The organism is Pseudomonas sp. Z1-12, from assembly GCF_051132015.1.
GTDB lineage: Bacteria > Pseudomonadota > Gammaproteobacteria > Pseudomonadales > Pseudomonadaceae > Aquipseudomonas > Aquipseudomonas zanjanensis.
In genome coordinates this window covers 1,909,944-1,924,989 of sequence record NZ_CP071647.1, presented here as the reverse complement: position 1 = coordinate 1,924,989, position 15,046 = coordinate 1,909,944, and the positions used below count along the sequence as shown (strand labels likewise).

General features: G+C 61.3%; 11 protein-coding genes. 7 read left to right on the top strand and 4 right to left on the bottom strand.

The genetic code is table 11. From position 1 onward, the window contains the following. From J3P85_RS08620 to J3P85_RS08595, 6 genes are all read left to right on the top strand, one after another. The gene (locus J3P85_RS08620; protein ID WP_060738527.1) at positions 1 to 390 is read left to right on the top strand and encodes a phage holin family protein; all 390 of its coding nucleotides are present in this window, start codon (positions 1 to 3) and stop codon (positions 388 to 390) included. Beyond that, the gene (locus tag J3P85_RS08615) at positions 387 to 722 is read left to right on the top strand and encodes a hypothetical protein (protein ID WP_053120523.1); all 336 of its coding nucleotides are present in this window, start codon (positions 387 to 389) and stop codon (positions 720 to 722) included. Before J3P85_RS08620 ends, J3P85_RS08615 begins: the two co-directional genes overlap by 4 nt. A gap of 179 nt (positions 723 to 901) precedes the next feature. Continuing rightward, a complete protein-coding gene (locus tag J3P85_RS08610) occupies positions 902 to 2,230 on the top strand; it encodes a deoxyguanosinetriphosphate triphosphohydrolase (RefSeq protein WP_186705338.1) in 1,329 nt (442 codons plus the stop codon). Between the two features lie 460 nt (positions 2,231 to 2,690). Next, on the top strand, positions 2,691 to 3,317 hold the full coding sequence (locus J3P85_RS08605) for a response regulator transcription factor (RefSeq protein WP_186705339.1): 627 nt from the start codon (positions 2,691 to 2,693) through the stop codon (positions 3,315 to 3,317). 8 nt (positions 3,318 to 3,325) lie between these two features. Then, positions 3,326 to 6,946, top strand: coding sequence for a transporter substrate-binding domain-containing protein (locus J3P85_RS08600; RefSeq protein ID WP_434705480.1), 3,621 nt, complete (start codon positions 3,326 to 3,328; stop codon positions 6,944 to 6,946). A 117-nt stretch (positions 6,947 to 7,063) separates the two neighbouring features. Continuing rightward, positions 7,064 to 10,012: an HD domain-containing phosphohydrolase gene (locus J3P85_RS08595; protein WP_434705479.1), complete on the top strand. Its 2,949-nt coding sequence runs from the start codon at positions 7,064 to 7,066 to the stop codon at positions 10,010 to 10,012. Here J3P85_RS08595 and J3P85_RS08590 read toward each other — a convergent pair whose 3' ends face one another. Continuing rightward, the gene (locus tag J3P85_RS08590) at positions 10,013 to 10,495 is read right to left on the bottom strand and encodes a GAF domain-containing protein (protein WP_434705478.1); all 483 of its coding nucleotides are present in this window, start codon (positions 10,493 to 10,495) and stop codon (positions 10,013 to 10,015) included. Next, a complete protein-coding gene (locus tag J3P85_RS08585; protein ID WP_434705477.1) occupies positions 10,492 to 11,382 on the bottom strand; it encodes an ATP-binding protein in 891 nt (296 codons plus the stop codon). Before J3P85_RS08585 ends, J3P85_RS08590 begins: the two co-directional genes overlap by 4 nt. Positions 11,383 to 11,545: 163 nt before the next feature. On the opposite strand from J3P85_RS08585, the gene J3P85_RS08580 reads away from it, so the two are divergent. Continuing rightward, positions 11,546 to 13,867 (top strand): response regulator, encoded by a 2,322-nt coding sequence (locus tag J3P85_RS08580; protein ID WP_434705476.1) that lies wholly within the window; start codon positions 11,546 to 11,548, stop codon positions 13,865 to 13,867. Here J3P85_RS08580 and J3P85_RS08575 read toward each other — a convergent pair. Next, the gene (locus tag J3P85_RS08575) at positions 13,851 to 14,312 is read right to left on the bottom strand and encodes a MarR family winged helix-turn-helix transcriptional regulator (RefSeq protein WP_122567843.1); all 462 of its coding nucleotides are present in this window, start codon (positions 14,310 to 14,312) and stop codon (positions 13,851 to 13,853) included. The genes J3P85_RS08580 and J3P85_RS08575 overlap by 17 nt on opposite strands. After that, positions 14,309 to 14,794 (bottom strand): glutathione peroxidase, encoded by a 486-nt coding sequence (locus tag J3P85_RS08570; protein WP_003199416.1) that lies wholly within the window; start codon positions 14,792 to 14,794, stop codon positions 14,309 to 14,311. The genes J3P85_RS08575 and J3P85_RS08570 overlap by 4 nt, the downstream gene beginning before the upstream one ends. Positions 14,795 to 15,046: the final 252 nt, after the last annotated feature.

The window sequence follows — 15,046 nt, the reverse complement described above, 5'->3', positions numbered from 1 at the left end:
ATGGGTATCGACGAATCCGGCTCGTCCGAAGCGGGCACACAACCTACAGCGCGCCGCCTGGGCGCGGCGTTTCTCGGCTTGCTGCACAGCCACGTCGAATTGTTCGGCATGGAACTGCAGGAACAGAAGGCACGCACCGTCAGCCTCCTGCTGTTCGCCGGCCTTGCGCTGGTATTCGGCTTGCTGCTGTTGGTCGGGCTTTCGGCGCTGGTGCTGATCCTGGTGTGGGACACCTATCGTCTGTCGGGCATTATCGGCCTGTGTCTGTTTTACCTGCTGGCGGCCCTGTTTTGCGGTCTGCGGCTCAAGGCAGCGATCTATGACGAGTCCTCCCCTTTCAACGCCACCCTCGAAGAACTGGCCAATGACCGGGAGCGCCTGCTGCCATGAGCCTGCCTGATATCCCCCAAGCCCGGACACGACAGGAAATGCGCAAGGCACTGGTGCGCCTGCGCATGGAAATGCATCGCCAGGAAATCCGGCAAGAGACGCGTCAGTTGTTGCAGCCGTTGCATCGGGTGCGTGGCTTGACGCAAAGCTGGCACGAAGGCTTCGGCATCAAGCATGCGCCACTGTGGGGCGTGGCGGCGGTGTCCCTGCTGGGCTTTCTCACCGGCAAACGGACCCGCCGTGGTGGTGGCGGTGGCGTGACAGGCTTGATCCGCCTGGCAACCACATTGCTGCCGCTGATCAAGCTGGCCAAGACCCTGCGTAAACCCTGAATACCTACACCTGTGGCGAGGGAGCACTCACAAGATTTGGCCTGCTTCGCAGTCCAGCGGGAGCAAGCTCCCTCGCCACAAAGGGTATGTATCCAGCCTGTGCAGGCTTATAGGCCTTGCAGGCCGCCCCACGAACCGGGAAGCTAGGGCATCGACCTCATCGAACGGAGCAACCGGCCTTGGATTGGCATACCCTGCTGACTCGCGAACGTCTCGGAAAACCGCTGCACAGCCCCCAAGAGCTGGGCCGTAGTCCCTTCCACAAGGACCACGACCGCATCATCTTTTCCGGGGCCTTCCGCCGCCTCGGGCGCAAGACGCAAGTGCATCCGGTATCCAGCAATGACCACATCCATACGCGCCTGACCCATTCCCTGGAAGTCAGTTGCGTCGGGCGCTCCCTGGGCATGCGTGTGGGCGAAACCATCCGCAACGCCCTGCCCGACTGGTGCGAGCCCAGCGACCTGGGCATGGTGGTGCAATCGGCTTGCCTGGCCCACGACATTGGCAACCCGCCGTTCGGTCATTCCGGCGAGGACGCCATTCGCTATTGGTTCCAGCAGGCCGCCGGGCGTGGCTGGCTCGATGCCATGAGCGAAGCCGAGCGCAACGATTTCCTCAACTTCGAAGGCAACGCCCAGGGCTTCCGCGTCCTTACCCAGCTTGAATACCATCAGTTCGACGGCGGAACCCGGCTGACCTATGCCACCCTCGGCACCTACCTGAAATACCCCTGGACCGCCCGTCACGCCGACTCCCTGGGCTACAAGAAGCATAAGTTCGGTTGCTACCAGAGCGAACTGCCACTGTTGGAACAGATTGCCCACAAGCTCGGTTTGCCACAGATCGAGGATCAACGCTGGGCACGGCATCCCTTGGTGTATCTGATGGAGGCCGCCGATGACATCTGCTACGCGCTGATCGACCTGGAAGACGGCGTGGAGATGGATCTTCTGGAATACCCCCAGGTGGAATCGCTGCTCCTGGACCTGGTGGGCGACGATCTTCCGGACACCTACCGGCAGCTCGGGCCCCAGGACTCTCGGCGGCGCAAGCTGGCGATCCTGCGAGGCAAGGCCATCGAACACCTGACCAACGCCGCCGCCCGGGCGTTTGTCGAGCAGCAGGAAGCGTTGCTGGCCGGCACGCTGCCGGGGGACCTGGTGGAACATATGCACGGCCCGGCGAAACGTTGCGTGTTGAATGCCAAGGACATGGCACGGCGGAAAATCTTCCAGGACAAGCGCAAGACCCTGCATGAAATCGGTGCCTACACCACGTTGGAAATCCTGCTCAACGGCTTTTGCGGCGCCGCCCTCGAACAGCACGGCGGGCGCACGCCTTCGTTCAAGAATCGCCGCATCCTCGACCTGCTGGGAAACAATGCGCCGGATCCCAACGGCCCTTTGCACGGTGCGTTCTTGCGCATGATCGATTTCATCGCCGGCATGACTGACAGCTACGCCAGCGAGATGGCCCAGGAGATGACCGGCCGTACGCGTCAATAAAAGACGCGGAGTCGACGGTGTGCGGCACCTGGCACAAAACCTGTGGGAGCGAGCTTGCTCGCGATGGCGGTAGATCTGTGCTCATCAATACAGGATGTGCCACGTCATCGCGAGCAAGCTCGCTCCCACGGGGAATGGCGGTGAATGTGAATTTTGTAGCGCTGCCCCACAGGAAGTTTGAACTGGATAAATAAATGTATGGCTTACACAAACCTTGATTTAAACGCTTCCTTTGTTTGCGCAAACAACACAATCAAAGAAATATTCCTTCACACATTGCCAACACCTCCCCCCTCTTTATTGTCATCCACCTACTAAAAAACCGTTTACGTCGTAATATCTTGCCTCTTTTTTTGTAGGAAACTTCTGAAATTGAAGTTGCATGCCTGTCTCTTCGTACGGCCCTGGCTGTAAGTGGGCTAAGGTGCGCGCTTTATTCAAGTTCGCAGGGTATTTATTCATGAACTCCGTTTTCATTGTCGACGATCATCCGGTCATTCGCCTCGCCGTTCGCATGCTCCTGGAACATGAGGGTTATAAGGTCGTAGGAGAAACTGACAACGGCGTCGACGCGATGCAAATGGTGCGCGAGTGCATGCCAGACCTGGTTATCCTGGACATCAGCATCCCCAAACTCGACGGGCTGGAAATCCTGTCACGCTTCAACGCCATGACCACGCCGCTCAAGACGTTGGTGCTCACGGCACAATCGCCGACGCTCTTCGGGATCCGATGCATGCAATCCGGTGCCTCTGGTTACGTTTGTAAGCAGGAAGACCTCAGCGAACTCGTCAGTGCGATCAAAGCGGTATTGTCCGGCTACAACTATTTTCCCAGCCAGGCGCTGAACCCGGTACGCCCGGATGATCCACGCAGTGTAGAGCTGGACCTTTTCAAAAGCGTCAACGATCGGGAACTGATGGTGCTGCAACTTTTCGCCCAGGGCCGTACCAACAAGGAAATAGCCAAGGGGATGTTTCTCAGCAATAAAACCGTCAGCACTTATAAAAAACGCCTGATGCAGAAACTCAAGGTCAAGTCCCTGGTCGAGCTGATTGAAATGGCGAAGCGCAACGCGCTGGTGTGAGAAACAGCATGCTCAGACGCATAACCGAATGTCTCTTGCTGATCAGCGTAGCGTTGTACGCAGGAGCGCTCGCGGCGACGCCAGATATGCCCGGGCAGTACACGCTGCTGGGTCGGTCGTCCACGGCTCAGGCCGAGATCAAGCTCGATGACGATCACCGCGCCTGGCTAAAAGACCGACAGGAACTGGTCCTGGGAACCTCCGCACCGGATTACCCGCCCTTCGATCTCTCCGCCAGTGGACGCGACTACGAAGGCCTGACCGCCGACTATGCCAATATCGTCGCCAAGGCCACCGGCCGGCCCATCAGCGTCCTGCGCTTCGCTTCCCGTGAGGCCGCCATGGCGGCTCTCAAGAACGGGCACATCGATATGCTTGGCACCGCCAACGGTTTCGAAGCCCGCGACCCCGACATTGTGCTATCGACGCCATACGCGGTAGATCAACCCGTGCTCGTCACCCGAACGAATGAAAGCCGATCCCTGAATGAAGACCTCAAGGGGTTGCGGCTGAGCATGGTCTATCACTACCTGCCGCTGCGGGAAATCGAAAAACTCTACCCCAAGGCGATCATCACCACCTACCCGTCCTACCAGAACGCCATCAATGCCGTCGCCTTTGGCCAGGCCGATGTATTTCTCGGCGATACCCTGTCCACCCACTACATGATCAGCAAGGGCTACCTGAGCAATATCCGCATGGCCAGCTTCGGCAAGCATGAAACCTACGGATTCGGTTTCGCCGTACGCCGTGGCGATACCCGCTTGCTGGAAATCATCAACACCATACTGAACCAGGTCCCCATTGCCGAGCAGGCGGCTATTTCCAAACGCTGGAGTGCGGGCAGCGACCTATACCTCACCGATCACCGGGTACAACTGACCGACCGCGAGCAACGTTGGCTGGACAGGCATCCGGTGGTCCGGGTGGTGGTGAACGAAACCTCCGCCCCCTTCACCTTCTTCGATTCGGACGGCGATTTTCGCGGCATCAGTGCCGACCTGCTTGAACTGATCCGGTTGCGCACCGGCTTGCGCCTGGACATCCAGCGGCGCCAGAACGACAGCGAGATGATCGCTGCCGTCCTGAACGATCAAGCCGACATGATCGCCGCACTGTTGCCCAGCAGTGAACGGCAACGCCAGTTGAAATTCAGCCGCCCCTACATTGACAGCGCGTTCGTCCTGCTGACCCGCAAACAGTCCGACACCCCCACGACACTCGATCAGTTCGGCCAAGCCAGCCTGGCGATCGCCAAAGGCAACCCCGTCATTGACTGGCTACGCAGCCAGTACCCGAATATCCGGATCATCGAAACGGACGGCTCCGTGCGCGCCGTGGAAATGCTCGCCCATGGCCAGGTCGACGGCAGCGTGCACTCGCAGGTGATGGCCAACTACTTCATCTCCTCCCACGCCTGGCGGGACAGGTTGCAAATCAGCAGCACGGTGGGCACCCAGCAAGCCCTGTTCGCGCTGGCCACCGCCAGACACGCCAGCGAGTTGAACGCCATCCTCGACAAGGCCCTGACCAGCATCGACCCTGACGAACTGGGCGTCATCAACAACCGCTGGCGCGGTTACGTCTCGCCCTCGGAACACACCTGGCGAACCTATAACCGCCTGTTCTTCCAGGTCGTCGCGGGGGTTGGCCTGTTGCTGCTGCTGTCCCTGGCCTGGAACGCCTACATGCGGCGCCAGATCAGGCAACGTCAACGGGCGGAACTGGCGCTCAACGATCAACTGGAATTCATGCACGCACTGCTCAACGGCACCCCGCATCCCATCTACGTGAGGGATCGCAACGGTATCCTGCAAAGCTGCAACGACAGTTACCTGGAAGTGTTCAACGCCAGGCGTGAAGACGTCATCGGCAAGGACTCGATGCCAGGCTCCATGAGTAACGCCTTCGAAGCGCAGGAGTACCAGGCGGACTACCAACGCGTCATGGCCGAAGGCAGCGCCCTGATCGTCGACCGCCCGCTGCACATCGGCGACCGGAAGCTGACGATCTATCACTGGATCCTCCCCTACCGAAACTCCGCCGCCGAAGTGCAAGGCATCATTGGCGGCTGGATCGACATCAGCGAACGTCGCCAGTTGTTCGAGCAATTGCGCGCCTCCAAGCAACAGGCCGATGACGCGAACCGCGCCAAAAGCACATTCCTCGCCACCATGAGCCATGAAATCCGCACCCCCATGAACGCGGTGATCGGCATGCTCGAGCTGGCCCTGAAACACGCCGACAAGGGCCACCTGGACCGCTCGACCATCGAAGTCGCGTACGAGTCGGCGTCCGGCATGCTCGAGCTGATCGGCGATATCCTCGACATCGCCCGTATCGAAACCGGCCATCTGAGCCTAGCCCCCGAACGCGTCAATCTAAGGGCCCTGCTGCAATCGGTCATACGGGTCTTCGAGGGCGTGGCCCGGCAAAAAAACCTGGTGTTGTCGTTGCAGTTCGACGCCGCCGTGGGAAACCCTGACGTGTCGATAGACCCCTTGCGATTCAAGCAGGTGCTGTCGAACCTGATCAGCAATGCCCTTAAATTTACCGAGCAGGGCCAGGTCGTGGTCAAGGTCCGGCTATCGCCAACCGAGCGGGACGACGTCCTGGACATGCACCTGGAAGTCAACGACAGCGGCATCGGCATCGGCCCGGCCGATCTGCATCGATTGTTCGAGCCTTTTGCCCAGGTCGATAACAGCAGCCGGATGGCCCGCAAAGGCGCGGGACTGGGGCTGGTGATCAGTCGCAACCTGTGCCAGATGATGGGCGGCAACCTCCATATGAGCAGCCAACCCGGCGTCGGCACCCAGGTCCAGGTCCGCCTGCAACTCACCGTCCTGTCAACGGCGCCGTTCAGCGCCCCACTGGAACCGGTCATCGAAACGGCACAGGCCATCTTGAACGTCCTGATCGTGGACGATCACCCGGCCAACCGCCTGCTGATGTCCCAGCAATTGGAATACCTCGGCCATCACTACCAGGTCGCCCACGATGGCGCCCACGGGCTCGAGGTTTGGCAAAAAGGCGATTTCGATCTGGTCATTGCCGATTGCAACATGCCCATCATGAGCGGCTACGAACTGGCCCGGTCGATTCGTCGCGAGGAGTCCGAACAGCGACAGGCGCCCTGCACCGTCCTGGGGTTCACCGCCAATGCCCAGCCGGAGGAAAAACAACGCTGCCTGGACGCCGGAATGGATGATTGTCTGTTCAAACCGATCAGCCTGAGCGCCCTGAGCCAGTGGATCAAGACCGTCAAACCGGTCGGCCATCCAGCGGTTTTCTCCCTCCACAGCCTCCAGGCGTTGACCGGCGGCGACCCTTCGTCGAACCGGCGCCTGCTGGCGGAGTTACTCAGCAGCAGCCGCGCGGATCGCCAGGAGTTGCTCGACGTCGCCCGGGGAGCGAACCGGCAAGCGCTGACCGAAACGGCGCACAAGATCAAAGGCGTCGCCCGCATCGTCCAGGCGACCTCTTTGATCCAGCGGTGCGAGGCGCTGGAACAGGCGTGTCATCAGGCACAGGCACCTGAACGCCTCAGCGACTGTATCGATGCCCTCGACCGCGCCATGACCGAACTGGAACGGGCCTTGGAAACGGAAATCGCCAAGGCAAAATAACCCAGTGTTTACTATGCTATTCGCTCAGCAGTGCGTACCTGGGGGGTTCTCGATCGGTTTCCCTTGCACGCGGAAACACCCATCGAGAACGCCCCCTGCCCCCATGGAGTGACTGCAATGCCCAGCGCACCGCGTCCGGACAAACGCCGGTTCCCCCTGCACGTCCATATCAGCGTGATGTTTACCCTGCTTTTGTTGTTGACCGGGGTGGTGCTGGGTATTTTCAACTACCGGCAAACCACGCAAATCATCCTCTCCAGCAGTGAAAAACTGTTCAACCGCATTGAGCAGGATGTGCGCCTGGACCTGTATGACACCTACGAACCCATCCGCCACCTGTTGAGCCTGTTGGCCGATTACCCGGCGACGCGCACGCCGCAGATGGCGCAACGCCTGGCCCTGCTCGCGCCCTTCAGCCAGGCACTGCGGGACAACCCGAACCTGGCGTCGTTGTACCTGGGCGATCAGCGTGGCAATTTCCTGATGGTTCGACCATTGCGCACCCCAGCCCTGAGAACCGCCCTGCAAGCACCCGCCGAGGCGGTCTATCAGGTCTGGACCGTTGAGCGAGCCTCCGAGCAAGGCACCGTCCATTCCCAGTCGCTGTTCTACGACGAGACCCTGACGCTCATCGAGCGCCGGGACATGGCCAACGAAACCTACGATCCGCGCAGTCGGGGCTGGTTTCGCAGCGCCGCCGACAGCACCGAGCAGATCACCACCGAACCCTACGTTTTTTTCTCCACCCACAATGTCGGCACCACCCTGGCCCGGCGTAGCGGCGAGCAAGCGGTCATCGGCGCCGACCTGACCCTGGCGGCCCTGTCCCAGACCCTGGCCAAGCACAAGGTCACCACCGGCACCGAGATCGTCCTGCTCGACCCCAAGGGCAACGCCGTGGGTTATCCCGACAGCGACCGGCTGCTCGCCGACGCCCAGTCGGCGCGCCTGATCAAGGCCCGTGACCTCAGCCCGGCCATCGCCGCCGTCCTCGATGACAACGCTGACACGACCCGCCTGGAAGCGGCTGGACGCCAGTGGATCGTTTCCCGCAGCCACATGCAGGAAGGCGGGCCCCAAGGCCTGGAACTGGCGTTGCTGGTGCCTGAAGACGAGCTGCTGGACAACGCCTATCGCATGCGCTGGCAAGGCGCGCTCATCACCCTCGCCACCCTGCTGCTGTGCCTGCCCCTGGGCTGGTTGACGTCGAGGATCCTGGTCAAGCCGTTGCGCGAACTGGTGCAGGAAGCGGACGCCATTCGCAGCTTCGATTTCAACTACCCGGTGTCACGCCGCTCCCCGGTGCTGGAGGTCGACCAGTTGAGCGTCTCGATGGCGCGCATGAAAGAAACCCTGGCGAGTTTCTTTGAAATCACCGCCAGCCTGCGCGCCGAAACACGCTTCATCCCACTGCTGGAGCGGGTGCTGTTCGAAACCGTAAAAATCGGCCAGGCCCAGGCCGGCCTGATCTACCTGCGCGAGAACGACGACAATCGGCTCAAGCCCTACGGGCTGGTGATCGATGGCACGCCCAGGGACCTCGAGACCTTCATGCTGCGCAGTCATGAGTTGCAGGCTGCCGACAGCCCGCAATGGCTCCAGCAACTGGCCGTCTCGGACAATCTGGTGACCTCCCTGGGCTTCGAGCAGGCGGCCGACCTGCAGGGCATCCTGCGGGCATTGGACTCGCCTCGGGTTCACCTGATTGGCATCCGCCTGCGCAATCGTCACCAGGAAACCGTAGGCGTGTTGGTGTTGCTGATCACCGACAGCGGCACCGAAACCGACCTGGAAAAACTCCAGCCCGACCGCATCGCCTTCCTCCAGGCCGTGTCCGGCGCCGCCACCGTGAGCATCGAAGGCCAGCGCCTGCAAGCCAAGCAAAAACAACTGCTGGACGCCTTCATCCAATTGCTGGCTGGCGCGATTGATGCCAAGAGCCCCTACACCGGTGGCCATTGCCAGCGGGTGCCGGTCCTGACCCTGATGCTCGCCCAGGCCGCCGCCGCCAGCCAGGCGCCGGCATTCGACGCCTATCGGCCCACAGAGGATGAATGGGAAGCCCTGCACATCGCTGCCTGGCTGCACGACTGCGGCAAGGTCACTACCCCTGAATACGTCGTCGACAAAGCCACCAAACTGGAAACCCTGAACGACCGGATCCACGAGATACGCACCCGCTTCGAAGTGCTCAAGCGCGACGCCTGGATCGATTACTGGCGGGCCGTGGCAAACGGTGGCGAGTCGTCACCCCTGGCGCAACAGCGTGACGCGACGTTGACCGCCCTGGATGACGACTTTGCTTTCGTCGCGCGCTGCAACCTGGGCTCCGAAGCCATGGCCGAGGCCGACCTGCAACGCTTGCAACACATCGCGCAACGCCCGTGGACCCGGACCCTCGACGATCGCCTGGGGGTTTCCTGGGAAGAGAACCGGCGCCAGGCCCGTACGCCCAAGCCGACGCTACCGGTCACCGAGCCGCTGTTGGCGGACAAGCCCGAGCACCTGTTCGAGCGCCACGCGGCCGAACTGATCCCGGCGGACAACCCGTGGGGCTTCCAGCTCGATGTGCCGGCCTGGAAATACAACCGCGGCGAGCTCTATAACCTGAGCATCACGCGCGGCACGCTGACCCGCGAGGAGCGCTACGTCATCAATCATCACATGGTGCAGACGATCCTGATGCTCAGCCAGCTGCCCTTTCCCAGCCACCTGAACAATGTGGCGGAGATCGCCGGCGGTCATCACGAGAAGATGGACGGCAGCGGTTATCCCAAGCGCCTCAAACGCGAGGAAATGAGCCTGCCGGCACGCATGATGGCGATTGCCGACATCTTCGAAGCACTGACAGCGGCCGACCGCCCCTACAAGAAAGCAAAGAAGCTGAGCGAGGCCCTGGGCATCATGGCCACCATGTGCCGTGACGCCCATATCGATCCCGAACTGTTCGGGCTGTTCATCGAGGAAAAGATCTACCTGAGCTACGCCGAGCAGTTCCTCGACCCGCACCAGATCGATGAAGTCGACCCCGACAGCCTGCTGGCCAAGGCCGGGCTGAAGGCATGATCAGCAATCCGTCAGGCGCAGGAAGATCGCAGCCAACGCTTCAATGCCGGCCTGGTCATGTTCGCTGAAACGCGCCAATTCCGGGCTATCCAGGTCGAGCACGCCGATCAGGCGCCCGTCCTTGACCAGCGGCACCACCAGCTCGCTGTTCGACGCACTGTCGCAGGCGATGTGCCCAGGGAAGGCATGGACATCTTCGACGCGCTGGGTCTGCCGGGTCGCTGCCGCCGTGCCGCAGACGCCGCGGCCAAAGGGAATCCGCACGCAGGCGATCTGGCCCTGGAACGGCCCCAGGACCAGTTCTTCATTGCGATTGAGGTAAAAACCAGCCCAGTTCAGGTCTTCCAGTTGCGTGAACAGAAAGGCCGAGAACTGCGCGGCATTGGCGATGAAATCACGCTCATCGGCCAGCAAGGATTCCAGCTGTGCCGATAACAAGCCGTAGCCATCGAGGCCTTCTCCGGCAGCGTTCAAATCGATCATGCCTTGTGCTCCAACAGTTTCAGGCCGACCCAGTAACGGGCAAACTGATAAGCGCAACGTCCGTTGCGGTTGCCGCGACCGGTTGCCCAGCGCACGGCCTGTATCTCCAGGGCTTCATCGCGCTCCCAGGCCAGCCCGGCCTTGGTCGCCAGTTCGCCGATCCAGTGCTCCACGACGTCGAGGAAATGCTCCTGGGTAAACGGATAAAACGACAGCCACAAACCAAAGCGGTCGGACAAGGCGATCTTGTCCTCCACTGCTTCGCTGGGGTGAAGTTCGCCGTCGACCCGCTTCCAGTTTTCGTTGTCGCTTTCCTTTTCCGGCACCAAGTGGCGACGGTTGGACGTGGCATACAGCAGCACGTTGTCCGGCGCCTGTTCCAGCGAACCATCCAACACGCTCTTGAGCACGCGGTAATCGCCTTCGCCGGACTCGAACGACAAGTCATCGCAGAACAACACGAAGCGCTGTGGCAGTTTCGCCACCTGCTCGACCACCCGGGGCAAGTCGGCCAGGTGATCGCGTTCGATCTCGATCAACCGCAAACCATGCTGGGCATGTTCGGCCAACAGGGCGCGTACCAGGGACGATTTGCCGGTGCCACGCGAGCCCCAGAGCAAGGCATGGTTGGCGGGCATGCCATCAATGAACTGCCGCGTGTTGCGCCCCAGTTGTTCGACCTGGCGATCCACGCCGATCAGGTCCGACAGGCGCATGTCGAGGCTGACTTGCAGCGGCAGCAGGTAGCCGCTGCGCCCGTCCCGCTGCCAGCGGGCGGCCAGGGTCTGGCTCCAGTCGATGGCGGGCCGGGGCGCCGGCAGCAACGGCTCGATCCGGGCCAGCACGGCATCGGCGCGCTCAAGAAAAGCATTCAATCGCGAGTCCACGTCTTCTCCTCGGACAGGTTCACAGTAATGATGGCGCTACAGCAACGAAACGCCGTATCCAATGGCGGGTCTACTTCACACAAAACCAACCGGTTGCACCGGTATTCAGAGATGATCAGCTATGCTTGACCGGCGAAGGGAAACGTAAGTGGTTCATCACTCCATGGACATCCGATTCACTCAACGGCTTTCCTATAAGCAGGCCCGCCTGACCGTCCTGGTGGGCTTCGTGCTGGGCACCTTGCTCAGCCTGATGCAGATCGGCATCGATTATGCCAGCGAAGACGCGTCAATCAACCGTGAAATCCTGTCGTTGCTGGAAATCAGCCACAACCCGGCCTCGCGCATCGCCTACAACATCGACGCCGAACTCGCCCAGGAGCTGTCCATGGGCCTGTTGCGCTCACCGGCCATCATCGGGGCCGAGCTGATCGACAACAACAATACCGTGCTGGCCAGCGTCAAGCGGCCCGAGCTGCAAAGCAGCTACCGGTTCATCAGCGACTTCCTGTTCGGCGCCCAGCGTCAGTTCGAGGACCGGCTCTACCTGGATCATTTGCCCGGCGAATCCCTGGGCATACTGCGACTGGACGTCGACACCTATGCGTTCGGCAGCCGTTTCCTGCGCCGCGCCGAGGTCACCTTGCTCAACGGTTTCGCCCGCAGCCTGATCCTGACCGGGCTGCTGCTGGCGCTGTTCTACGTGATGCTGACCAAGCCCCTGGTGCGGGTCATTCGCGAGTTGAGCAGCCGCGATCCAAGCAGCAACGAACAGAATCGCCTGGAATGCCCTTCCGGCCACCAGTCCGATGAAATCGGCGTGCTGGTGTCCGTCGCCAACCAGCAGTTCGAAAATATCTCCACGGAAATTCAACAACGGCGCACGGCCGAAAATCGCCTGACCGAATACCTGGCGCAACTGGAGAACATCGTCTCGGCACGCACCGCCGAACTCAAGGCCATCAACGCCCGCCTCAGCCAGTCCAACGAGGAATTGGAGGTAGCCCGGCGCACGGCCCTGGACATGGCCGAAGCCCGCTCCGTGTTCCTCGCCAACATGAGCCATGAGATCCGCACGCCGCTCAACGGCCTGCTGGGAATGATCGCCCTTTCCCTGGACGGTCCCCTGACGGCCGAGCAACAGCAGCAGCTCTCGATTGCCCATGACTCAGGCAAGGTATTGGTCGAACTGCTCAACGACATCCTTGATCTGTCGAAATTCGACGCCGGTCAACTGGAACTCGAACGCATCCCGTTCGACCTCGGCGCCCTGGTGGAGGACACCGCCAACCTGCTTTCCCAGAACGCGGCCCCCAGTGTCGAACTGGCCTGCCTGATCGAGCCGCAGTTCCCGGCACAAGTCATCGGCGACCCGACCCGGGTGCGCCAGATCGTCAGCAACCTGCTGTCCAACGCATTGAAGTTCACGCGCTTTGGCCGGGTCGACGTGAAGTTGAGCCATTACGAAGGCGGCGTGCGAATCGAAGTCTGCGACACCGGTATCGGTATTCCCCAGGAGGCCCAAGCGCGGATCCTGCAACCGTTCACCCAGGCCGGGGCCGGGATTACCCGTCAGTTTGGCGGCACCGGGCTGGGCCTGGCATTGACCTACAACCTCTGCGAAGCCATGCAGGGCCGATTGACGATCAGTTCCGAAGCCGGCTTCGGCAGTCAGTTCTGTGCAGAGCTGCCGCTGCCCTGCCATCTTCCGGCAACGCCGGTCGAACCGCTGCACGGCAATGTCGTCGCCATCACCGCCAGCAGCAGCGGCCTGGCCGAGTTGCTAGGCATGCTACTGCCGGGATGGGGCCTGGATTATGTGCGGCGCTCCATCGATGACGGGCTGCTGGGGCTCAAGCCTGATGTGCTGATCACTGACTGCCCGGAATGCCTGTTCAACCTGCGACCGACCTTTGATGCGCCGATCCTGCTGGTGACCGCCTATGGCAGCTTCATGCCCAGCGAAGAAGCGGCTGCCCTCGCACCACTGATACAACAGGCCCGACCATTGGCACGCCATGCGCTATACCAGATCCTGCGACGCGCCATGCAAAACGAGGCGACCACCATCAACGACGCACGGATCGAAACCCTGGTGCCGTCCAGGCGCGGACAGGTATTGCTGGTGGAGGACAATCCGGTTAACCAACTGGTGGCCAAGGGCATGTTGGTCAAGTTGGGCTGTGAAGTCACCGTCGCGGCCCACGGCGTCGAAGCCCTGGATCAACTGGAACAGCGGGTGTTCGACCTGGTGTTGATGGACTGCAACATGCCAGTGATGGACGGTTACGAAGCCAGCCGGCAGATTCGCCGCAGCGGGCGCTGGTCGGACCTGCCGATCGTTGCACTGACGGCCAACGCGATGCCCGAGGAACGTGAGCGCTGCCGGGCGGCCGGCATGAACGATTACCTGTCCAAGCCGTTCCGCCGCGAAGAACTGGCGGCCGTGCTGGACCAGTGGGTGCCCACTACGTCAGCGCTTTGATCTGGCCCAGCAAATGATCGAGACCGTCTCGCAACGCGCCCAGGCGGTCCAGATCGACACCGCTGTCGCACAACAGGCGGGCCTTGAGCGGGCCGACCTGCTCGCGCAAGGCGCGCCCCGCAGCCGACAGGCTCAAGTGCACCTCCCGCTCGTCCCGGGCTGAACGCTGGCGCTGGACCAGGTCCAACTGCTCCAGGCGCTTGAGCAGCGGCGTCAGCGTGCCGGAATCCAGCAGCAAACGCTCACCCAGGGCCTTGACCGTCGGCTGTGGCGGGGCCGTGTCCTGCCACTCCCACAACACCAGCATCGCCAGGTATTGCGGATAGGTCAGGCCAAGTTGATCGAGCATCGGCTTGTAGCCACGGATCACCGCACGGGAAGCAGCGTACAGCTTGAAGCACAATTGGCTGTCGAGCTTCAACGAATCGACTGACAGATCATTCATTTGAGCAGTGCTTCGATCTCGCCGGTCAGGTCCTGGGGTTTGGTGGTCGGGGCAAAACGCTTGACCACCTGGCCGTCCTTGCCGATCAGGAACTTGGTGAAATTCCACTTGATGCCTTTGGACCCCAGCACGCCAGGGGCTCGCTGTTTAAGCTGGACGAACAGCGGATGGGCGTTGGCGCCGTTGACTTCGATTTTCTTGAACAGAGGAAAACTCACGCCGAAATTCAGTTCGCAGAACTCGGTGATCGCCCCTTCATTGCCCGGCTCTTGCTTGCCGAACTGGTTGCAGGGAAAGCCCAGTACCACCAGGCCCTGGTCCTTGTAGGTCTGCCACAACGCCTCCAGCCCTTTGTACTGCGGGGTAAATCCGCACTGGCTGGCCGTGTTGACCACCAGCACAGCCTTGCCGGCGAAATCAGCGAGGGTCTTTTGCTCACCCTTGATGGTGGTGCACGGGATGCTCAGCAGGTTGTCGCTCATGGCAAGACTCCGAAAAATCAATAGGATTGGCGGCGAAGATAGCGAACGATTCAATTGCGTGCAATCTAATTGTCCGCCCCGATGTTTTTTAGAATCTATGGGACCCTGTGGCGAGGGAGCTTGCTCCCGCTCGGCGGCGCAGCCGTCGTAAACCGGCCGACACGGTCTTCTTGAAAAACCGCGCCAAGCCGTTTTGGGGCGGCTGCGCCGCCCAGCGGGAGCAAGCTCCCTCGCCACAGGGGTCGTGGTGAA

What these genes read in the sequence shown, in the direction of transcription:
- J3P85_RS08580 (WP_434705476.1), top strand. Translation starts at nt 11,546, where the DNA reads ATGGACATCCGATTCACTCAACGGCTTTCCTATAAGCAGGCCCGCCTG.
- J3P85_RS08615 (WP_053120523.1), top strand. Translation starts at nt 387, where the DNA reads ATGAGCCTGCCTGATATCCCCCAAGCCCGGACACGACAGGAAATGCGC.
- J3P85_RS08620 (WP_060738527.1), top strand. Translation starts at nt 1, where the DNA reads ATGGGTATCGACGAATCCGGCTCGTCCGAAGCGGGCACACAACCTACA.
- J3P85_RS08575 (WP_122567843.1), bottom strand. Translation starts at nt 14,312, where the DNA reads ATGAATGATCTGTCAGTCGATTCGTTGAAGCTCGACAGCCAATTGTGC.
- J3P85_RS08595 (WP_434705479.1), top strand. Translation starts at nt 7,064, where the DNA reads ATGCCCAGCGCACCGCGTCCGGACAAACGCCGGTTCCCCCTGCACGTC.
- J3P85_RS08570 (WP_003199416.1), bottom strand. Translation starts at nt 14,794, where the DNA reads ATGAGCGACAACCTGCTGAGCATCCCGTGCACCACCATCAAGGGTGAG.
- J3P85_RS08605 (WP_186705339.1), top strand. Translation starts at nt 2,691, where the DNA reads ATGAACTCCGTTTTCATTGTCGACGATCATCCGGTCATTCGCCTCGCC.
- J3P85_RS08600 (WP_434705480.1), top strand. Translation starts at nt 3,326, where the DNA reads ATGCTCAGACGCATAACCGAATGTCTCTTGCTGATCAGCGTAGCGTTG.
- J3P85_RS08590 (WP_434705478.1), bottom strand. Translation starts at nt 10,495, where the DNA reads ATGATCGATTTGAACGCTGCCGGAGAAGGCCTCGATGGCTACGGCTTG.